We start from the raw sequence: 20,040 nt of genomic DNA, 5'->3' as shown, positions 1-20,040 counted from the left end.
AGACTTATAAGTGACTTAGCTGGTTCATTTTTTTTGAAAAGCAGGGTTCGGTGCATTTCGGTGATGACAGTCCTGCTATCACTCCAAGTCCTCACTCGTACCTCGTTCCGGGTTTTTCGTTCTATCAGGTTTATTTAACCTGGGTTTATGGTCTTTGGAGCCTAAGACTAGTGCGATCAACCTCGCAGGTTTTAAAAACCTGCGAGATTTGATTAAAACAGTGGGGTTTGCGTTAGGGATTGTAGGGGTTCAGTACCGATCCTTCATCGGTACCGAAGCGAAGCGTAGCCCTGAAAAGCCTGCCCCTTTCCCGAATTCTCGGGATTGGGTAACGCCCAAATCAGTTAATAGCTTTTGATTGCCAATATTCGGGCGGCGACTCTTTTTTGGAGACTTTATAGGTTTAAAAACCTATAAGGTCTTGGTAGATTGCTTCACACTATATATATTTAAGCATTAAAGTTTACAATTTCTTAATTTTTGTTAATTTAAAGCGATTTTTGAAATTATATGATGGGTATAGCGCAACTCGAAGAACAAATTGAAGCAGGAAATTTACAATCGGTAAAAGAAATCTTGGTAGAAAACCCAAAACTGGCAAATGTGGATACTTCGCATCACATCTCGCCACTGTTATTGGCCTGTTATTATAAAAAACAGGAAATCGCCGATTTAATTGCTGAATTTGTAGACGACCTCACCTTGTTCGAAGCCTGTGCAGTAGGCAAATTTGATGCGGCTTCGCAATTGATTTTTCAAAGTCCTGATAGTATTAACGAATTTTCGGAAGATGGCTTTACACCGCTCGGTTTAGCCTGTTATTTCGGTCATGAAGAGTTAGCCCGCTTTTTAGTGTTAAAAGGTGCAGATGTTAACCTGCCATCGAAAAACGGATTTAATGTATTTCCAATCCACTCGGCAGTTGCAGCCAATAATTTTAATATTACCAAAATGCTTTTAGAAGCCGGAGCATACCCAAATGTTTGTCAGAAAGCAGGCCTTGCTCCCTTACATACCGCCGCACAATTGGGAAACATAGAACTGATTATTGTACTTTTAGAACATGGCGCCGAAGTTTCCTTACGTATGGAAGGTGGAAAACTACCTGCAGATTTAGCTGCAGAAAAAGGCTTTAATGAAATTGCAGAGATTTTAAGAGACGATGATTAGCATTGAGTCTGAAGTCGTGAGTCTTTAGTCCTAAGTCTAAATTTATTAACCCATTATCCATCAACCATTTTCCATTACATGTTTACTCCCATATCCTCGACCGCATTCTTTTCATATAGGTTCGGATATCGAGCACAACTGCGGCCAAAAAATAAAACAGTATCGGAAAACCAACCGCTAAAAAAGAGGAGTAAATAAAAAACAGGCGAACCTTTGCGGTACTCATATTCAGTTTATTGGCCAAATAGGTAGAAACCCCAAAACTCTGCTGTTCAAAATAAGTTATAATTCTCTGGAACATGTTAAGCTTATTTTAAAAACCATAATAACGACAATACTACAGCAATTATTGCAAACCCTAATTTAATAAAATTAATCGGTAAACCGCACAGTTAATTTAGCGTTTACTCCAATACGAGCTTTTCAAAATCCTGTTTACCTTCGTGTTTGATAAAGAGTGTCTGTTGTTCCTCTAATCCTGAAAACCTTTTAATCAGTTCGGTTTTAAATTTATGGATGTCGACATCTTTGTTCAAAATAACGGTTAAGGCATCAGCATTGCCTCTAACTTCAATAATCTGATCGGGGTAAATTTCTTTTAGCTCGTGTGGGAATTCCATAATTTAGAAACAGATTATAAGGTAGAAAGTTTGTTGGAAATCAGCATCTGGTTAGGCTTGCTTTAAAATTTTAATTCCAATACCACAAGATAGACATTTTTTCTGATCGCAGTATTGCTTTTTCAACTGCAAAATTCCCTGCGAAGCAAATGCATGATCCATCTTCACGCCTGCATTGGTAAATTTACTGGTAATGGCATTTTGCTCAGCTGGCAGGCTTTCCAGCAACTTTATTGCCCTATTGATATAAAATTGTGTGGCTGTGTGTTTACCATAAGCAAATAAAAAAAGGGCCACGGTATTGAGCAGGATATTATCAACAGATGTTTTTCCAATTTGTGTATTTGCCCCGGAAGTTTCCTTTTTAAAATGATAATGTGTTTTCCAATAGGCGTGTACGGGCAGATCTTCGAATAAGTCATGTAACCCGGCAATATCTTTTATCTCCATAACTTTAGAAAAAAGATGTTTGGTTTTCACAATTAATGCGGCAAACTGTGCCAGGCGGATAGTAGGAAAATTTTGTGGGCGCATCCGCATAAATTTCCATATCGAAACTGGTATTGGTTTAATATGGTATTTCTTCTTCAGAAACTGGAATTCGACCTTTAGCTTTTTAGGATATTCCTCCTCAAACTGATCATTTAAAAACCCGGTGGCACCAAAAACCAGTGCTTCTATCTGCTGGGGATTATTTTTATGTTTGGCATAAATATTTTGTGGTACGGCTTTGGCAAACAGTTCGAAGGGCAGCGCATTAACTTTGAAGCCAAAATTACGCGCCATAAAACGATAAAATGTTTCATCCCAATTTCCATTCAGTTCGTTTAAGGTTTCGGTAACAGCGGCTGTTTTCTGCTCAAAACGTTCGATTAAGGTTCGCGCTAAAAAAGAATCTACAATTAATTCGTCTACCCTACCTATCTGGGCAATGCAGGGAAAATCGGTAAGTGTAAGAAACAGATTTTCATATTTTTTGATGAGATCGGCGGAAATCCTGTTTTTCAAAACTATAACAGGTACAATGGATTGGTCTATTCTTTTAATTTCTGCATCGTGCTCGTAAACCACATGCAAGATTACATTTTCGTAGGCCGGATTTAGCTGATGGTTGTGTTTTAACCAATCAGACGATCTGAGATGGATTTCTACATTACCGGCCCACATCGTGTCGCCAATTTCGATTTTTGCATTAAAAAAATCGGGACCAGCATTTTTATTGAGCAAACCCGGACTGATAATTTTCAAGCTTTCTCCATTAACAGTTTGCAGCCCGTTATAATCAAACGACCTGAACTGCCATACGTAATGAAGGAAATCTTCTGGAAAATTCATCCTTGAAGATAATAAATAATTCTTAATTTTTGTATGTTAAATATTTCACTTCTGTAGAATAATTATTAAACGCATATGTAATTAAATACCTAGTCTCCCTTCTTTCAAACACAAAATACCATGTTGTATTTGGGTTCATATTGAAATGAATATAATATTCACCAAATTTCAATAGTTCGGTCGGACAATGGTAATTCTCCTTTTTATGAATAGATCTTTTTACGTTAAAAATAATTTCAGAAACGTAGTTTAGCGCGCTTTCCTTATATAAAAAAGTAACCTTCGTAGAACAAATCATCAACAAGTTCGTTAAAATACTGGATAACCGATGGATGAAAATTTACTGTTATTTCCAAGGCAGTTTTTGTATGTTCTCATGGACCGCTTTCTCAAATTCTTCTACAGAAATACTTTCAGCCCATTTTTCATCGAACGTTTTAGTTTTCTTTAAATAAACAACTTCAGCTTCCTGAACAACAAATTGATTTTCTTCTATTAAGATATTAACCAGGCGCTGTTTTTCTTCCGCTGTTAATGCTTTAACCAAAACGGTTAATCTTTCAAAGCTTAATTTCTCAGACGAATCTTTCACAACTTATCTTAATATTTAAAGATAATAATTTCAGACTACTTTTACCTCCGTTTTCTTTTTATAATTGGTAATGAAAACACCTGCGATAATCAAAACTGTTGCAACAATTAAATCCAGCCCTACTTTTTCATTTAAAATCAGCCAGCCTAAAAATATTGCGATAATGGTATTGAAATAAGTTAAAATGGAAACTTCGGAAGCGGAAACCTTTTTCAGGGCATAATGGTAACAGAAATAACCCATAACGGAACCGAAAACGGCCAAATAAATTGTTGCCAATATACTTTCTGTTTTCCACGAACTCAGGTCAGCCTCTCCAGAGAAGATTTTTGCCAGCCCCAATTGGATAATGGCCGAAAATACAAATTGATAAAAAAGATTTAAGAAGATATACTGCGGTTTGCCACTATGTTTTTTCGAATAGATCGTACCGATCGTCCAACCTGAAACGGCAATCACCAATGATAAAATCCCGTTGCGGTAGCCAGGTTCAAGTAAATCGTTCAAACCATCCCTAAAAATAAAGACAATACCCAAAAAACCAATAAAAACACCGATAAAACCCTTCAGGCTCGCTTTTTGAATCCCTAAAAATACGCATCCGAGAAATACAAGCAAGGGAGAGGTGGCATTAATTAAAGATGCCAGGCCACTTGGAATGGTTTTTTCTGCAACGGTGGTCATTCCGTTGGCAACGACCACCATTAATATCGACAAGAGGATCTGTCGTTTAAAGCTTGGCCATCCAATCCATTTCAGTTCTTTCTGTTTAACCAACAGGATCAATATAATTAGAGAAGCCACAGCCTGCCGGATGGCGGTTACGTACCAGGCCGGAATGCTTTCTACAGCAACTCTAATCCCCAAATATGTTGTTCCCCATATCAAGGCCACCCCAAATAATGCGAGTACGAGTTTAAGATCTATTTTCGATTTCATATTGGGTTGGACAAACCGCAAAGAACGCCAAGCTCTTCGCAAAGAAAAGAAGTTTTACCACAAACAATCAAAGACACAGCGTATAAAATATTTTCTCCGTGCCTTTGTTGTAAATATAAATTATACGAGTTCAGCAGCAATGAGAATCTGCTCCATTTCCTGTTGCAGTTTCAAAGCTTCTTCCCTTGCCTTTTCAGCAAAATCTTCTCCCTGGCCGGCATAAATAATGCCTCTCGAAGAATTAATCAGTAAACCACATTGCGAATTTAAACCGTATTTACACACCTCATTTAAATCTCCGCCTTGTGCACCAACGCCAGGAACCAAAAGAAAATGATCTGGGGCCAATTTACGCACATCGCCAAAAGCTGCACCACGGGTTGCACCCACTACATACATCATTTGCTCATTTGTTGCCCAGGTTTGCGATGTTTTGATCACTTTTTCGAAAAGTTTGTCTCCGCCAATTTCCTGCAATTGAAAATCGGCATGACCTGTATTAGATGTTAAAGCCAATAGAATGACCCATTTATCTTTAAAGGTTAAAAAAGGAGTAACCGAATCACTGCCCATGTACGGTGCAACAGTCACAGAATCAAAGCTCATTTCGGAAGATGTAGCATTGAAAAATGTTTCGGCATACATAGCAGAGGTATTGCCAATATCGCCACGTTTGGCATCAGCAATAGAAAAAATATCTTTTGGAATATATTTCCAGGTTTCGATCAATGTTTCCCAACCTTTTTTACCATAACACTCGTAAAAAGCAGTATTGGGTTTGTAAGCCACACACAAATCTTTTGTAGCATCAATAATCTGTTTATTGAATTCCAAAATTGGATTTTCATATTTCAACAGGTGTTTTGGGATCTTATCTAACGAAGAATCTAATCCGACACATAAAAATGAACGTTTTTTTTGTATCTGCTCGAAAAGTTGTTGCTTGGTCATATATGGGCTTATTTGCTGCAAATATGAAGATTTTTAAGTTTTCTGAGCGACAAAATAATGTTCACATGAAATATTTTTATAAACATTTTAAACTTTTGCTTGCAGATTACGTTTCAAATACATACAATTGCAACATAATTTCTCAACCGTTTATCTGAATATCCCAGAAAAATTTATCAAGACTTGTTTTTTGTTACCATTTTTTAGAAGCAAATTTTGCTTTTTATTCAGCTTGTAAACAATTATGAAACAATGTGAGCATTTTCCCTGATGAACTCATTTAATGTTTTATAACCTTAAGAACTTATATACAATGAAACTGCCGGGCTTACGCTAACACAAATATTTTTAAGCCTGTGTAGATTTATAACAGAAAACATCCGTTATAAACAAATGAAAAATTTCTTGAAACATATATATTTAGAATGTTTAGTAAAACAGAATTAAATGATAAGCTCACAACAGAATTACGTGAGCTAGCAAAAAGCTATGGCATTGAAGGTGCCGACTCCCTTAGAAAAATCGACCTTGTTGAAGTACTTTTACACCAACAGGAAATTATAAATGCCGCTAAAGCTGGTGCAGACCCTTATAGCGAAATCGAACCTATTGCAGCTACTCCTGCACCAAAAACCAAGTCTACCAAAACATCAAAAGTTGCTGCCGCCGCCGCTTCTGCAGCAGTAGTAGAAAGTGCTGTCGTAGCTGATGTTGTAGCTGATAAGCCCGTTGCCGCCGATAAGCCGGTTAAAAAACGTGCCCGGTTAAGCAAAGATGAGCCTGCAGCACCAATTGAAAGAAGAAGAGATTCGGTAACGTTATTTGACGAGCCACAGCACCATCAGCAACCTGAAAGACAACCCGACAGAATTGTTGAATCTGAGGAAAGTGTAAAACCCATCTCTGCTTTAATCGAAGAAAGTGCAGAAGTACTTCCGGTGGCGCCAAAACAAAAGCAAGAGCCGAAAGAAAAGCAAGACAAGCAACAACGTGATGAAAACCGTCAGCCAAAACAACCTGGCGGTGGCAACCACCACAAAAACGAAAACAGTTACTCTAACTTAGATTTCGATAATGTAATTACTAATGAGGGTGTTCTAGAAATTATGCCTGATGGTTACGGTTTCTTGCGCTCTGCGGATTACAACTATTTAACTTCTCCTGATGATATTTATGTATCTCAGTCGCAAATAAAACTATTTGGCTTAAAAACAGGTGATACTGTAAAAGGTAGCATCCGTCCGCCAAAAGAAGGCGAAAAATATTTCCCATTGGTTCGTGTAGAAACCATTAACGGCAGAATTCCTGCTGAGGTTCGCGACCGTGTTCCTTTCGATTATTTAACCCCACTTTTCCCAACTGAAAAATTAAATTTATTTACGGATAACAGTAACTACTCTACCCGTATTATGGATTTATTTACGCCAATTGGTAAAGGACAACGTGGTTTAATTGTAGCACAACCGAAAACAGGTAAAACCAATTTACTGAAAGAGGTTGCCAATGCAATTGCTAAAAACCACCCTGAAGTTTATTTAATTATCTTATTAATTGATGAGCGTCCGGAAGAGGTTACCGATATGGCACGTAGTGTAAGGGCTGAGGTAATTGCCTCTACTTTTGATGAGCCAGCTGAGCGTCACGTTAAAATTGCCAATATTGTTTTAGAGAAAGCAAAACGTTTGGTAGAAAGCGGACATGATGTGGTAATCCTTTTAGATTCGATTACACGTTTGGCAAGGGCATACAATACCACTGCACCAGCATCGGGTAAAATATTATCGGGTGGTGTTGATGCAAATGCATTACACAAACCAAAACGTTTCTTTGGTGCGGCACGTAACATCGAAAACGGTGGTTCGTTAACCATTTTGGCTACCGCACTAACCGATACAGGTTCTAAAATGGATGAGGTGATCTTTGAAGAATTTAAAGGAACCGGTAACATGGAGTTACAGTTAGACCGTAAACTATCTAACAAACGTATTTTCCCTGCTATTGATATTACGGCTTCAAGTACCCGTCGTGATGATTTATTATTAGATCGAGATATTTTGCAACGTGTTTGGATTTTACGTAACCACCTTGCCGATATGAACAGCCAGGAAGCAATGGAATTTGTTCAATCTCAGATCAAAGGAACAAAAAGTAATGAAGAGTTCTTAATTTCGATGAACAGCTAAATTAAGGCTGAAAGGTAAAAGGCGTAAGGCTTAAGGTTTCCTGATTTGGTGCTTTAAGCCTTACAACTTTAAAGGTTTTACACTTACATCTGCACTCAAAACCTTACACCTTAAACCATATACCTTAAACCTTATGAAAAGGCACCTCCCTAATGCGATTACCTGTGCAAACCTTTTATCTGGCTGCATCGGAATCGTTTTTGCATTTAAAGGCAATTTAGAAACCGCAGCATATTTCGTAATCTTCTCCGGGATTTTCGACTTTTTTGATGGTATGGTTGCCCGTTTGTTAAATGTTAAATCGGCAATTGGTAAAGACCTCGACTCGTTGGCAGATATGGTGAGTTTTGGCTTTTTGCCGGGTGTAATCATGTTCCATCTTTTAAAAGCAAGTGATTATTCCTCAGATTACCTTCCTTATTTGGGTTTTTTGATCACCATTTTTTCAGCTCTGCGTCTGGCTAAATTCAACAACGATGAAAGGCAAACAGAAGATTTTATTGGCTTAAATACCCCGATGAATACCTTGTTTATCTGTTCCTTACCTTTTATTGCCAACGATTACCCTCAGGTTATTTCTTCCAGTATTTTGCTGATAGCCATTACCGCTATTACCAGTTTCTTATTGGTGAGTGAGATCAAAATATTCTCTTTAAAATTCAGCGATTTAAGCTGGGCGAAAAATAAAATCAAGTTTATCTTCCTGATCCTATCGGCGGTATTGATTGCTTTTTTAAAATTTGCAGCAATCCCATTTGTTTTGGTGTTATATATTGCTTCTTCGGTATTGCACTTTAGAGGCACTACTGCGAATAATAAAGTTTAAACAAAAAAAGATGTCACCCTGAGCGTAGTCGAAGGGCAATCTTTTTTTGTTTTTTAACACGAGAAGTCTTCGACTACGCTCAGACTGAGTACCTGGTGATTAAGTTAATGGCCTTGCCGGGAACAGAAATTGAGGCAATCATTTTTTTTTAGAGCATAAATTATTGTTAATAGTTAGGCATAATCTGAAAAATAAACCTGATAGGAATGTAAAGCCCGATCCTTCATCGGCTTGAAATGTATAGCAGGACTATCGGGACCGACAAAGACAGAACCTTGATTTTCTAATCTTTTATAACCTGGTTTGCATTTCTTTTTTGGCTACTTCCAACTGGTCGTAAATCTGTACTAACAAAAACTCAAGTCGCTCAATATCGACAGATATTTTTTCTAAAGAGATCATATTCCTAGCATTGTGTTCAATCGTCTGCACAAACTCTTTTACATCATTGCGCCCGATATAACTGAATGTAGGTTTAATTTTGTGTGCACAGTTGGCTACTTTGCTCCAGTTCTCACTTGCCAAAGCCTCAGTCATCTCCCCTAAATAAATCGGCGTTTGTTTAATAAAGGTTTCAAAAAATTCGATTAAAAATACAGGATCATCACCAACCATTTCGATGAGATAAGAAAAATCAAGCAGCTGTTGGTTATCTGGCATGCCATCAAATTTAATGCATTAAAGTTTTTTAACCTCGAGCGGGTCTTCAATATGCTGAGAGATCGATAACATGGTTTCACCTAATAGCGGATGTATAACATCTGGCGCAATCTCAGCTAAGGGTTCCATCACGAATTTCCTGTTTTGCATATGTGGATGGGGTACCTGAAGTTTATCCGGGATATTGATCACTTCATCACCAAAAAGAATAAGATCAATATCAATTAAACGCTCACCCCATTTATCTTTTCTTACCCTACCCAATTCCTGTTCGATACTTAATGCAAGTTCCAAAACTTCTATTGCACTTAAATTGGTCTGTAAACCCACCGCCTGATTTAAAAAAGCAGGTTGATCGGTTTTGCCCCAGGCCGCGGTTTCATAAAGCGACGAAACGGCTAATACTTCGCCAATTTTTTCATTCAACAGCTCAATTGCCCGTTTTAAATTCACTTCCCTATCCCCTAAATTTCCGCCCAGTAACAAATAAGCCGTGTGGCACTCTAAAGCTTTATTAAGCATCATGTATTTTTATATCTTTACCTCACAAAATTAAAACATTTAAATGAGAGAATTCTTTAAGTATTTATTTGCCTCTATATTGGGCTTTTTCGTATCGATGATCATATTGTTTATCATCTGCTTCGTCATCGTTGTGGGTGCCATATCGTCTATCGACAGCGATAAAACAGTTGTTGTATCCAATAACTCGGTACTGTTTTTAAATTTAGATCAGGCCATTACCGAGCGTACCCCTAAAAATCCGTTCGGAAATCTGCCAATCGTTGGCGGTGAAGAAAAAGATGGTATTGGTTTAAACGATTTCCTAAAAGCGGTACAGAAAGCCAAAACAGATGATAATATTAAATGTATTTACCTGAATGTAAGCAGTCCGAATGCCGGTTATGCCACCTTGCGTGAGGTTAGAAATGCCTTAATCGATTTCAAAAAATCGCATAAAAAAATTATCGCCTATAGCGAAGTGTACACACAAGGAGCTTATTATTTGGCTTCAGTGGCCGATAAAGTATATCTAAATCCTGAAGGAGCACTGGAATTTAAAGGCTTTAGCTCTGAATTGACTTTCTTTAAAGGAACTTTAGAAAAAGTTGGTGTAGAAATGCAGGTGATCCGTGTAGGAAACTACAAAAGCGCTGTTGAGCCGTTTATTTTAGATAAAATGAGCGATTATAACCGTAAACAGGTTACGGCTTATGTTGGTGGTTTGTACAATACCTTTTTAACGGATATTGCACAGAGCAGAAACATACAAAAAGACAGTCTTTACAACATTGCCGATAATTACAAAGTACAACAGCCACAGGATGCAGTGAACTTTAAAATGATCGATGCTTTGAAGTATAAAGATCAGATTTTAGAAGAATTAAAAGGTTTATCAGGAAGAACCAGAGGCGAGAATATCCGTACGGTTAGCATTAACGATTACGCTAAAAACAATACCGATACCGGCGAAGGAAAAGATAAAGTTGCCGTAATTTATGCCAATGGTGAAATTAATGGTGGTGAAGGTTCTGATAACCAAATTGGTTCGGAACGTATTTCTAGGGCCATCAGAAAAGCACGTTTGGACGACGATATCAAAGCTGTTGTTTTGCGCGTAAATTCTCCAGGGGGTAGCGCATTGGCTTCGGATGTCATCTGGAGAGAAATTGTTTTAACCAAAAAAGAAAAACCGGTTATTGCATCCTTCGGTGATGTGGCCGCATCTGGCGGTTATTATATCGGTTGCGCTGCTGATAGTATTTTTGTGCAGCCGAACACCATTACGGGCTCTATCGGTGTATTTGGTATCATCCCGAACTTTCAAAACCTTATGACTAATAAATTGGGAATTACCTTTGACGGCGTTAAAACCGGTAAATACGCGGATATTATGGCTACTAACCGCCCTATGACTGCTGGTGAAAAGTTTATCATCCAGAATGAATTAAACAGAATTTATAGCGGTTTTGTGAGCCGCGTAGCCGATGGCAGAAAGAAAAGCAAAGCTTACATCGATAGTATTGGCGGTGGCCATGTTTGGATCGGAACAGATGCTGTTCAAATTGGATTGGCCGATCGAATCGGAAGTTTTAACGATGCGATTAAAGCAGCCGCGAAAAAAGCTAAATTAAAGAAATATAAGGTGGTTGAATATCCAGATGTAATCGATCCATGGAAATCGTTAATGGATGAGGGTACTGACAAGGTTAAAACCTATTATACCAAACAAGAACTTGGCGACAATTACATGCTCTACCAACAAATGAAAAAGGTAATTGCGAGTTCAGGCATTCAGGCCAGAATGCCATTTGAAGCAGTTATCAAGTAATAATGTAAGATGGATGATGTACAATGGAAGAAGGAATTACCCCCCTCTTCCATTTTACATTTTACATTGTCCCTGGTCCCTATTCAATCAGCTTCCACTCCGGATGCAGGGTTAAATAAGTGGCATTAACCGGAATATTTACCGGGTGCACGGTTAAAGAAATACTTTTTCCCTTTAAAAATTCAAAACCAATCCCATCTTTTTTGGCATCATAAACCGTAATGGTATCTTTATCCTCATTTAAATAGGCAGAGAGTTTTTCAATCGCTGGAAATTTCTGTTTTGTTTGCTCCAAAGTGCTACCCGTTGACAAACCCTCCTGTGTTTTAAACTTATTGGAAGTAATCCGGATCTGTTTTACATCCTTTATCCGCATACTGGTATCGCGATAAGAAGAATACACCGCAATTTCGTTACGGTGTTTTGCGGTAGAATCGTCGCTATACCAAATCCCCCAGGCTTTTCCCATCGCAGCATCACCGGCATTTGGTCTGCCCAATTTTTTTCCCACCTGCTCCATATCTTCTCCAAGCGCAATTTCACCAACCGAATGGCCTGCTACCACTAAAAACCGCTCATCAGTAGTTTGTACCGGAGCAGAAGTTGTATCGGCTAGCGAATCAGCAGTACTTTCATCTGTTTTATGGTTTGATTGGCAAGCCGCCAAACCTATACTTAAGCCCAAAAGGGCAAATTTTATATTTTTCATTAGTGTAAAACAACGCTTTACTAAAATTGTGTTTTAATTTTATGAGCACGGCAAAAATTTGAGGCATTATTTCCTAATTTTACCCCTTATGGAAAATAAGACCATCGCCCGCACCTTACGCCTGTTATCGCAGCTCATGGAACTGCATGAAGAAAACCCTTTCAAGATTAAATCTGTTGCAAATGCCTATTTTAAAGTAGATAAATTGCCTTTTGCTTTAAAGGATAAACCTTTGGATGAACTGGATAAAATTGAAGGGATTGGTAAAGGACTGGCTTCCAAAATCATTGAGTTGCTTCAAACTGGAGAATTAAAAGAGCTTAATGAAATTCTGGAGAAAACGCCCGAAGGTGTGGTAGAAATGCTGGCCATAAAAGGTATCGGACCAAAAAAGATCTTCATTATCTGGCGCACTTTAGGCATAGAAAGCATAGGCGAATTGTATTATGCCTGTAACGAAAACCGTTTAATTGAAGCCAAGGGTTTTGGTTTAAAAACCCAGGAAGAAATTAAAAATGCCATCGAATTTAAATTGGCTGCCAACGGAAGGTTTTTATATGCCCAGGTTGAAGGTTTTGCCAAAACCTTGTTTACGCAACTTTCTGACTGGACTGCAAAAATTGAGCAAAGTGCATTGTTGGGTTTCGCTGGTCAGTATCGCCGCGCCTGTGAGATTATTGATGAGCTGGAACTCGTAATCGGTGCTGAACAAATTGATACCCTTAAACAAAATCTACCTGCTTTCGAGACACTTTCGCTCATTGAAGCAGAAAATTCTTTCATCTGCACTACTGAAGCGGGTTTCAGAATAAGAATCCATACTGTTGAAAAAGTTAATTTCTATTTACATTGGTTTAAACTGACAGGAAATACCGAACATGTGGAAAAGGTTTTGGCCTTAGCCGGTAACGGTCCCTTTTTAAATGAAGAAGAAATTTACAGCAAAGCGGGACTGTCTTTTATTGCACCAGAACTTCGTGAAGATTTTGATGAAATTGAACTGGCGAAAGCGAATAAACTCCCAACATTAATCGAATACGAAGATTTGAAAGGCAGTTTGCACAACCACTCTACCTGGAGCGATGGTGTACACACATTAGAACAAATGGCCGTTTACTGTAAAGAGAACTTAAACCTCCAATATTTAGGGATCTGCGACCACTCTAAAACAGCCTTTTATGCCAAAGGATTAAATGAACAACGTGTTTTTGGCCAACACCAGGAAATTGACGAACTGAATAAAAAACTGGCTCCTTTTAAAATTTTCAAAGGAATTGAAAGTGATATTTTAAGCGATGGTTCTCTTGACTATTCAGACGATATTTTAAAAACTTTTGATTTCGTTGTGGCCTCGGTACACAGTAACCTGCGCATGGACGAAGCAAAAGCTACAGCACGTTTACTAAAAGCCATCGAAAATCCTTATACCACTATTTTAGGACACCCGACTGGCCGTTTATTATTAAGCAGGGCCGGATACCCGATCGACTATAAAAAAATTATTGATGCCTGTGCGGCAAACAAAGTAGTGATCGAAATCAATGCCAATCCTTTGCGTTTGGATTTAGACTGGCGCTGGCACCGTTATGCTTTAGAAAAAGGTGTATTGCTTTCTGTAAATCCCGATGCCCACCGTACCGAAGGCTTCCACGATATGCATTATGGCATTTTGGTTGCGCGTAAAGGAGGTCTAAGCGCGGATAAATGTTTAAATGCTTTCTCTTTAGAAGAGATTACGGAATATTTTGAGCGTAAGAAACCAATGGGTTAACCAAGAGATCTAAAAATAACGGCATGCAGCAATTCGGTATAATCAATGGCAGAAGAATCCTTTATACAAACGTAAGAAGAGATGCGGAGTGGCTTAAAAAATTGCCATTGGGTAATTGGTGTGCTTTTACAATTACGGATAATGATGATAGCGATTTTATAGAATTAGTTGTCGAAAAATCTCTTGAAAATCAAGTGGCCTATATTTGTAGTGCGGGCCAACTTTCGGATGCCGTTGAGTTATCATTTGATCTAAAAATAGTTGAAAAAGCCATCGAACAAGAAAACATAACCCAAATACCATTCAACTATGACCAGTCGCCGATTACCACTGCACATAAAAATTTCAGCGAAGGGTTTTGGTTCGCTGCATTTGTTGCACAAAATGAGGAAAATGATATAAACACACTTATTTGTATAGACTTCACAAAAAGAGGTGTAAAAAAGATCATTCTAAATCTAATCGAAAAAATCAACAATGATTGGCTTCCATCTGATGAAGAAATAGAGCCTCCATACTACGACGAATAATCAATAGAAAAATACAAACCTATTTAATCTGTGTAATCTCCAAATCTGTGTAATCAACCCGAAGGTAAAATGTGTGTAATCAACCCGTCAGGAAAAAATCTGTATAATCTAACAATCTGAGTAATCAAACCACAAGGAAAAAACCAATGTAATCATCAACCCGCGTAATCAACCCATAAGAAATCTTTTAATATCTTTGCCCCCATGATAAGTGAAATTGCCAACCGCATATTTAATCAAGTAATTACAGACTATCACAAGTTTGATGATATTGATCATCCGGTTGAAAACCCATACGATGCCGAAAGTTTGGAGCATCTTTTTTATGTTAAAAACTGGATCGACACTGCCCAATGGCACATGGAAGATGTGGTGCGTAATCCGCAGATTGATCCTGTGGAGGGTTTGCGCTGGAAAAGACGAATTGATGCACAAAACCAGGTACGTACTGATATGGTAGAATTTATTGATGGCTACTTTTTAAACCTTTATCATGGAATTTCAGCTTTGCCAGATGCTAAAATCAATACTGAAAGTCCGGCCTGGGCTATAGACAGGCTTTCTATCCTTGCACTGAAAATTTACCACATGCAGGAAGAAGCTGAACGCGAAAGTGCATCAGCAGAACACCGCACACAATGCCAGACCAAATTAAACGTCTTGTTATCACAGCGCGATGATTTATCGACCAGTATCGACGAACTACTGGCAGATATTGAAGCTGGCAAAAAATACATGAAAGTGTACAAACAAATGAAAATGTACAACGACCCGAGTTTAAACCCGGTTTTGTATAATAAAGCATAAATTAATCAACTACTAAGACACAAAGAATGCCTTGGTGCCCTTTGTGTCTTTGTGGTAAAACACTATGACCGCAACCCAAAAAATTATCGTTTTACGCTTTTCGGCTATGGGCGATGTGGCTATGGTGGCTTCTGTATTACGCGAGTTTTCTGAACAAAATCCATCTGCAGAACTTATCATGGTAAGCAGATCTGCGTTTAAACCGTTTTTCGATGGTATCCCAAACCTGATCTTTCACCCCATCCAACCTAAAACCACACATAAAGGGATTGACGGTTTATATAAACTTTACCAGGAACTTCGCAGATATAAGCCAACTGCAATTGCCGATTTACATGATAATTTAAGAAGCAGGGCGATTTGTACTTTCTTTCGTTTAACAGGCACCAACATTAGGCGGATAAACAAGGGAAGGGCTGGAAAAAAAAGACTGACACGTGCCAATAATAAGGTTTTTAAGCCGCTAAGAAAAACTGTAGAACTTTATGCCGATGTTTTCCGCGAATTGGGACTGAACATTAAGCTTAGTCATCAAATCCATAAATCGCCACTAGCCATCCCGGCGAAAGCACAAAGTTTATTTACAGATCAAGCCACGAGAAAGGTGGGCATCTCCCCTTTCGCACAGCATGTTTACAAAGTATATGCTTTAGCAAAAATGGAGGAAGTAATCGCTTCCTTGAGTAATCTTGGTTATGAACTTTTTATTTTTGGCGGTGGTAAAACAGAAGAGACTGTTGCTGAGCAATGGACACAAAAATATCTCAACACCCACAATTTAATTGGCAATTATAACCTTACCGAAGAATTGGCTATTATTTCGAACCTTGATTTGATGTTGAGCATGGATTCATCAGGCATGCATATGGCATCGTTGATGGGTGTACCTGTTGTTTCGGTTTGGGGGCCAACTCACCCCTATGCGGGGTTTTTAGGCTACGGACAATCGGAAAACGATTGCCTCCAGGTCGACCACCCATCACGTCCAAATTCTATTTACGGAAACAAACCTTGCCTCTGCGGTGTTGAAAACTGTATAGACTTAATTCAACCTGAAACAATTGTAAATAAAATTAAGGAGAAACTAAATGGCTAAGCAACTACTTTTAGTCCGCCACGGGAAATCGGATTGGGGAAATTTAGATTTAAAAGACTTCGACCGTCCGCTAAACAAACGCGGTAAGGAAAATGCCCCTGAAATGGCAGAAAGATTAGTAAATAAAGGTTTCAAACCCGATTTAATAGTGAGTAGCCCGGCAAAAAGAGCCAAATCTACTGCCAAATTCTTTGCAGAGGCCTATAACATAGACCAGATCCACTTCGAAGAATCTATATACGAAGCCAATACTACCGCCTTACTAAAAGTGGTTAATCGCCTTGATGACAGCGCAGAAAAAACAATTATATTCGGTCATAACCCTGGTTTTACAGATTTCGCAAACGAATTGAGTGGTGCCGATATTTATAACATTCCAACTGCGGGTATGGTGTTAATCTCTTTTCCGTTTGATTCGTGGAAGATGGTAAGTAAGGGAACGGGGGAACTGGTCTTTTTTGATTACCCGAAGAATAGTGATGAGGTTTAGTTTTATTTTACCATTGAGCAATTAAGAACATTCGAGCTTATTAAAGTAACAATGAGCCAAATCGAGTTCGGAGTGGGTTAACCCACTGAACAATGATACTTAATCTATGAATTGATGAAGCCTTGATCGAAGCAAACCACTAGAATAACTCAACAAGGAACACCAATATCAGTGTAGATAACGCCATTAACGGAGTAAAGAACCCCATCAATGGAGTAAAAACACAAAACATTGCAGCTCAGAACGCCATCAACGGAGTAAAGAACGCCAACATCGGCGTAAGCAAGGCCATTAACGGAGCAAATTACATCAATAATGGAGCAATGAACGCCGTCAACGGTGTAAATAACGCCGTTAATGGAGCAAAGAACAGCAACATCGAAGCAAAAAACACCATTAATGAGCAATATAGCGTCATTAACGGAGCAGAGAACACCAAATTAGATGCAAATAAACCCGCGACGGTGACATGGCATTACCGTTTCTTATAAGAAGAATCATAGGTTTAGCCTTTTATTAATCAAATGAACGCGTGAACGGTTTCTCCAAACAGCACAAACCTCAGTTAGATAAACCCGGTAGTAGCGGCAGCCCCCGATCTTTTATCGGGGCTATAGCGAATAACGGGACTGAATGAGCCAAGAACTCCTGCCCCCTACTTTCCAAAAAATAAAAGCATATATTTCGCATCAAATATTAACATCTCTAATTAAATAATTTTATTACCTTTGAATATATAAAAAACGAAAATCTGGCAATAGACATTTCGGTGAATTCATAACCTCATCTCTTCTGGTTATTTCATAATTCGTATCGCCAGAAAATTTATCCATTAATTTATCTGTACATGAATTTTGATTATAATACTACGCGTAGCCATTTAATTTTATCGGAATATGGCCGTAACGTACAAAACATGGTGAAGTATATCTGCGAATTGCCAACCATTGAAGAACGTAATAAATATGCCCAGGCGGTTATCGACCTGATGGGATTTTTACAGCCACATTTGCGTGATGTGGCCGATTTCAAACATAAACTTTGGGATCACTTACACATTATTTCTGGTTACCAGATTGATGTAGATAGTCCATATCCAAAACCTTTAATAGAGAATGCTTATATCAAACCAGAGCCTCTGGCCTATCCTCAGCAACGGATTACCTACAAACATTATGGTAAAACGGTTGAGAATTTGATCGAAAAAGCCATGCGTGAGGAAAATCCAGAGCAGAAAAAAGCAATGGTTCAAGGCATTGCAAACTTTATGAAAATGGCGTATGTTACCTGGAATAAGGATAATGTGAGCGATGATACCATTATTAAAGATTTAAAATACCTGTCTGGCGGATTACTATCCCTTGATGAGGGGGTTAACCTGGCGAAAGTTGAATTTAGGGCACAAAACCCACGTCAAAGCAATAACAACAACAATAACCGCGGCAGAAGCAACAACAATAATAACAACGGAAAAAACCGTCAAAACAATAACAACAACAATAACCGCAGGCCGAACAACAACAATAAGCCTAAATATTAAATTAAAGGGAGGAAGGTAGAAGGCGAAAGGTTAAATATCTGCACCCACACAATCTACCTGATACTTGTTACTCGATACTTATTACCCAATACTCGATACGATACTCAATTACCGGGTACTTAATACTTGATACTAAAAAAACATTATGAACGCATTTGAAATAACAGGCGGAATTAAACTAAAAGGCGAAATTACCCCTCAGGGAGCCAAAAACGAAGCGTTACAGATTTTATCGGCAGTATTGCTAACCGAGAAAAAAGTAACTATCAGTAACATCCCTGATATTAAAGATGTAAACAAACTGATTGAATTGCTTGGCGATTTAGGCGTTACTGTTGAGCGCATCAATAAAGACACCTATACATTTGAAGCTAAAAATATTGATTTAAACTTTTTTGAATCAGATACTTTTAAAGCTAAAGGTGGCGGTTTACGCGGTTCGATTATGATTGTTGGCCCGTTATTGGCGCGTTTTGGTAAAGCAGCAATTCCTAAACCAGGAGGTGATAAAATTGGCCGCAGAAGATTGGATACACACTTCATCGGTTTCGAAAAGTTAGGCGCAAAATTCGTATACGATAGCAAAAAAGCTTTCTTTAATGTTGATGCCACTAATTTAAAGGGTGCGTACATTTTGTTAGATGAGGCATCGGTTACCGGAACAGCAAACATTGTAATGGCAGCTGTTTTAGCTAAAGGTATCACTACCATTTATAATGCTGCCTGTGAGCCTTATTTACAGCAACTTTGCAAAATGCTTAACCGTATGGGTGCAAAAATTTCGGGTATCGGCTCTAATTTATTGACCATCGAAGGGGTAAGTGTTTTAGGGGGAACTGAGCATAGAATGTTACCGGATATGATTGAGATTGGCTCTTTTATCGGGATGGCAGCGATGACTGAATCTGAAATCACCATCAAAGATGTTTGTTATGATGAACTTGGTGTAATTCCTGAGGTTTTTAGAAAACTGGGAATTAAGCTGGAACGTCGTGGCGATGATATTTATGTTCCTTCTCAAAAACACTACGAAATTGATACGTTTATTGATGGCTCGATTTTAACCATTGCCGATTCTCCATGGCCAGGTTTTACACCTGATTTATTGAGTATCGTTCTGGTTGTGGCCACACAGGCAAAAGGAAACGTTTTAATCCACCAGAAAATGTTTGAGAGCCGTTTATTCTTCGTGGATAAATTAATTGACATGGGCGCTCAAATTATCTTGTGCGATCCGCACCGTGCAACGGTTAATGGTATTGATAAAAAATATAAACTGCGTGGAATCAGCATGACTTCTCCGGATATCAGAGCTGGCGTTTCGTTATTAATTGCGGCTTTATCTGCTGAAGGAAAATCGACCATTTACAACATCGAACAGATTGAACGTGGTTATCAGGATATCGACACCCGTTTACGTGCCTTAGGCGCGCAGATCAAACGTGTAAATGCTGATGCACCAAGCCATTAAGGTTGAAGGTGTAAAGGT

21 protein-coding genes are annotated in these 20,040 nt (G+C 38.5%); 12 read left to right on the top strand and 9 right to left on the bottom strand.

Going from position 1 to position 20,040, the window contains the following annotated elements; genetic code table 11:
* Window positions 1-510: 510 nt before the first annotated feature.
* Window positions 511-1,170 carry an ankyrin repeat domain-containing protein gene (locus R2S57_RS08400; RefSeq protein WP_316844594.1) on the top strand — a complete coding sequence of 220 codons (660 nt, stop codon included), beginning with the start codon at window positions 511-513 and terminating at the stop codon, window positions 1,168-1,170.
* Between the two features lie 82 nt (window positions 1,171-1,252).
* Here the strand turns inward: R2S57_RS08400 and R2S57_RS08395 are convergent, their stop codons facing one another.
* From R2S57_RS08395 to pyrF, 6 genes are all read right to left on the bottom strand, one after another.
* On the bottom strand, window positions 1,253-1,471 hold the full coding sequence (locus R2S57_RS08395) for a PspC domain-containing protein (protein ID WP_047799560.1): 219 nt from the start codon (window positions 1,469-1,471) through the stop codon (window positions 1,253-1,255).
* Window positions 1,472-1,574: 103 nt separating this feature from the next.
* Complete coding sequence (locus tag R2S57_RS08390; protein WP_316844593.1) at window positions 1,575-1,790, bottom strand: hypothetical protein; 216 nt, start codon at window positions 1,788-1,790, stop codon at window positions 1,575-1,577.
* Window positions 1,791-1,841: 51 nt separating this feature from the next.
* Window positions 1,842-3,125: a DUF2851 family protein gene (locus R2S57_RS08385; protein WP_316844592.1), complete on the bottom strand. Its 1,284-nt coding sequence runs from the start codon at window positions 3,123-3,125 to the stop codon at window positions 1,842-1,844.
* A gap of 346 nt (window positions 3,126-3,471) precedes the next feature.
* On the bottom strand, window positions 3,472-3,672 hold the full coding sequence (locus R2S57_RS08380; protein ID WP_316844591.1) for a hypothetical protein: 201 nt from the start codon (window positions 3,670-3,672) through the stop codon (window positions 3,472-3,474).
* Between the two features lie 75 nt (window positions 3,673-3,747).
* Window positions 3,748-4,656, bottom strand: coding sequence for a DMT family transporter (locus tag R2S57_RS08375; protein ID WP_316844590.1), 909 nt, complete (start codon window positions 4,654-4,656; stop codon window positions 3,748-3,750).
* Window positions 4,657-4,776: 120 nt separating this feature from the next.
* Window positions 4,777-5,607, bottom strand: coding sequence for an orotidine-5'-phosphate decarboxylase (gene pyrF / locus R2S57_RS08370; RefSeq protein WP_316844589.1), 831 nt, complete (start codon window positions 5,605-5,607; stop codon window positions 4,777-4,779).
* Window positions 5,608-6,032: 425 nt separating this feature from the next.
* Between pyrF and rho the strand changes: the two genes are divergently transcribed.
* Together rho and pssA are read left to right on the top strand one after the other, a co-directional pair.
* Window positions 6,033-7,790 (top strand): transcription termination factor Rho, encoded by a 1,758-nt coding sequence (rho, locus tag R2S57_RS08365; RefSeq protein WP_316844588.1) that lies wholly within the window; start codon window positions 6,033-6,035, stop codon window positions 7,788-7,790.
* 133 nt (window positions 7,791-7,923) lie between these two features.
* Window positions 7,924-8,616, top strand: coding sequence for a CDP-diacylglycerol--serine O-phosphatidyltransferase (gene pssA, locus R2S57_RS08360; RefSeq protein WP_316844587.1), 693 nt, complete (start codon window positions 7,924-7,926; stop codon window positions 8,614-8,616).
* Between the two features lie 291 nt (window positions 8,617-8,907).
* Here the strand turns inward: pssA and R2S57_RS08355 are convergent, their stop codons facing one another.
* Both R2S57_RS08355 and folK read right to left on the bottom strand, forming a co-directional pair.
* The gene (locus tag R2S57_RS08355; protein ID WP_316844586.1) at window positions 8,908-9,276 is read right to left on the bottom strand and encodes an Hpt domain-containing protein; all 369 of its coding nucleotides are present in this window, start codon (window positions 9,274-9,276) and stop codon (window positions 8,908-8,910) included.
* Between the two features lie 18 nt (window positions 9,277-9,294).
* Entirely contained in the window at window positions 9,295-9,801 is a 507-nt protein-coding gene (folK, locus tag R2S57_RS08350; RefSeq protein WP_316844585.1) for a 2-amino-4-hydroxy-6-hydroxymethyldihydropteridine diphosphokinase, read from the bottom strand.
* 40 nt (window positions 9,802-9,841) lie between these two features.
* Here folK and sppA point away from each other — a divergent pair, with 40 nt between their 5' ends.
* Window positions 9,842-11,608, top strand: coding sequence for a signal peptide peptidase SppA (gene sppA, locus R2S57_RS08345; RefSeq protein WP_316844584.1), 1,767 nt, complete (start codon window positions 9,842-9,844; stop codon window positions 11,606-11,608).
* Between the two features lie 79 nt (window positions 11,609-11,687).
* On the opposite strand, the gene R2S57_RS08340 is transcribed toward sppA, so the two are convergent.
* The gene (locus R2S57_RS08340) at window positions 11,688-12,317 is read right to left on the bottom strand and encodes a hypothetical protein (protein ID WP_316844583.1); all 630 of its coding nucleotides are present in this window, start codon (window positions 12,315-12,317) and stop codon (window positions 11,688-11,690) included.
* Between the two features lie 88 nt (window positions 12,318-12,405).
* On the opposite strand from R2S57_RS08340, the gene R2S57_RS08335 reads away from it, so the two are divergent.
* From R2S57_RS08335 to murA, 8 genes are all read left to right on the top strand, one after another.
* Window positions 12,406-14,088, top strand: coding sequence for a helix-hairpin-helix domain-containing protein (locus R2S57_RS08335; RefSeq protein ID WP_316844582.1), 1,683 nt, complete (start codon window positions 12,406-12,408; stop codon window positions 14,086-14,088).
* Window positions 14,089-14,111: 23 nt separating this feature from the next.
* Window positions 14,112-14,618 carry a hypothetical protein gene (locus tag R2S57_RS08330; protein ID WP_316844581.1) on the top strand — a complete coding sequence of 169 codons (507 nt, stop codon included), beginning with the start codon at window positions 14,112-14,114 and terminating at the stop codon, window positions 14,616-14,618.
* A 204-nt stretch (window positions 14,619-14,822) separates the two neighbouring features.
* Window positions 14,823-15,425, top strand: a complete 603-nt coding sequence (locus R2S57_RS08325) for a DUF4254 domain-containing protein (RefSeq protein WP_316844580.1) — start codon at window positions 14,823-14,825, stop codon at window positions 15,423-15,425.
* A gap of 64 nt (window positions 15,426-15,489) precedes the next feature.
* Window positions 15,490-16,521 (top strand): glycosyltransferase family 9 protein, encoded by a 1,032-nt coding sequence (locus R2S57_RS08320; protein WP_316844579.1) that lies wholly within the window; start codon window positions 15,490-15,492, stop codon window positions 16,519-16,521.
* Window positions 16,514-17,011, top strand: coding sequence for a histidine phosphatase family protein (locus tag R2S57_RS08315; protein WP_316844578.1), 498 nt, complete (start codon window positions 16,514-16,516; stop codon window positions 17,009-17,011). Before R2S57_RS08320 ends, R2S57_RS08315 begins: the two co-directional genes overlap by 8 nt.
* A gap of 323 nt (window positions 17,012-17,334) precedes the next feature.
* On the top strand, window positions 17,335-17,502 hold the full coding sequence (locus R2S57_RS08310; RefSeq protein WP_316844577.1) for a hypothetical protein: 168 nt from the start codon (window positions 17,335-17,337) through the stop codon (window positions 17,500-17,502).
* A gap of 356 nt (window positions 17,503-17,858) precedes the next feature.
* Window positions 17,859-18,551: a DUF4290 domain-containing protein gene (locus R2S57_RS08305; protein ID WP_316844576.1), complete on the top strand. Its 693-nt coding sequence runs from the start codon at window positions 17,859-17,861 to the stop codon at window positions 18,549-18,551.
* Between the two features lie 145 nt (window positions 18,552-18,696).
* Complete coding sequence (murA, locus tag R2S57_RS08300; protein WP_230143971.1) at window positions 18,697-20,022, top strand: UDP-N-acetylglucosamine 1-carboxyvinyltransferase; 1,326 nt, start codon at window positions 18,697-18,699, stop codon at window positions 20,020-20,022.
* Window positions 20,023-20,040 lie beyond the last annotated feature (18 nt).

The organism is Pedobacter psychrodurus, from assembly GCF_032678585.1.
GTDB lineage: Bacteria > Bacteroidota > Bacteroidia > Sphingobacteriales > Sphingobacteriaceae > Pedobacter > Pedobacter psychrodurus_A.
Note: the sequence above shows the minus strand (reverse complement) of the source record. Positions and strands in the feature narration are given on the sequence as shown.

Excerpts from the sequence above, each read along its gene's own strand:
- R2S57_RS08315 (WP_316844578.1), top strand. The coding sequence starts at position 16,514 with ATGGCTAAGCAACTACTTTTAGTCCGCCACGGGAAATCGGATTGGGGA.
- sppA (WP_316844584.1), top strand. The coding sequence starts at position 9,842 with ATGAGAGAATTCTTTAAGTATTTATTTGCCTCTATATTGGGCTTTTTC.
- R2S57_RS08395 (WP_047799560.1), bottom strand. The coding sequence starts at position 1,471 with ATGTTCCAGAGAATTATAACTTATTTTGAACAGCAGAGTTTTGGGGTT.
- R2S57_RS08375 (WP_316844590.1), bottom strand. The coding sequence starts at position 4,656 with ATGAAATCGAAAATAGATCTTAAACTCGTACTCGCATTATTTGGGGTG.
- R2S57_RS08325 (WP_316844580.1), top strand. The coding sequence starts at position 14,823 with ATGATAAGTGAAATTGCCAACCGCATATTTAATCAAGTAATTACAGAC.
- R2S57_RS08355 (WP_316844586.1), bottom strand. The coding sequence starts at position 9,276 with ATGCCAGATAACCAACAGCTGCTTGATTTTTCTTATCTCATCGAAATG.
- R2S57_RS08310 (WP_316844577.1), top strand. The coding sequence starts at position 17,335 with ATGAACGCCGTCAACGGTGTAAATAACGCCGTTAATGGAGCAAAGAAC.
- R2S57_RS08335 (WP_316844582.1), top strand. The coding sequence starts at position 12,406 with ATGGAAAATAAGACCATCGCCCGCACCTTACGCCTGTTATCGCAGCTC.
- R2S57_RS08320 (WP_316844579.1), top strand. The coding sequence starts at position 15,490 with ATGACCGCAACCCAAAAAATTATCGTTTTACGCTTTTCGGCTATGGGC.
- R2S57_RS08340 (WP_316844583.1), bottom strand. The coding sequence starts at position 12,317 with ATGAAAAATATAAAATTTGCCCTTTTGGGCTTAAGTATAGGTTTGGCG.
- folK (WP_316844585.1), bottom strand. The coding sequence starts at position 9,801 with ATGATGCTTAATAAAGCTTTAGAGTGCCACACGGCTTATTTGTTACTG.
- R2S57_RS08400 (WP_316844594.1), top strand. The coding sequence starts at position 511 with ATGATGGGTATAGCGCAACTCGAAGAACAAATTGAAGCAGGAAATTTA.
- R2S57_RS08390 (WP_316844593.1), bottom strand. The coding sequence starts at position 1,790 with ATGGAATTCCCACACGAGCTAAAAGAAATTTACCCCGATCAGATTATT.
- pssA (WP_316844587.1), top strand. The coding sequence starts at position 7,924 with ATGAAAAGGCACCTCCCTAATGCGATTACCTGTGCAAACCTTTTATCT.
- R2S57_RS08330 (WP_316844581.1), top strand. The coding sequence starts at position 14,112 with ATGCAGCAATTCGGTATAATCAATGGCAGAAGAATCCTTTATACAAAC.
- R2S57_RS08385 (WP_316844592.1), bottom strand. The coding sequence starts at position 3,125 with ATGAATTTTCCAGAAGATTTCCTTCATTACGTATGGCAGTTCAGGTCG.
- pyrF (WP_316844589.1), bottom strand. The coding sequence starts at position 5,607 with ATGACCAAGCAACAACTTTTCGAGCAGATACAAAAAAAACGTTCATTT.
- murA (WP_230143971.1), top strand. The coding sequence starts at position 18,697 with ATGAACGCATTTGAAATAACAGGCGGAATTAAACTAAAAGGCGAAATT.
- rho (WP_316844588.1), top strand. The coding sequence starts at position 6,033 with ATGTTTAGTAAAACAGAATTAAATGATAAGCTCACAACAGAATTACGT.
- R2S57_RS08305 (WP_316844576.1), top strand. The coding sequence starts at position 17,859 with ATGAATTTTGATTATAATACTACGCGTAGCCATTTAATTTTATCGGAA.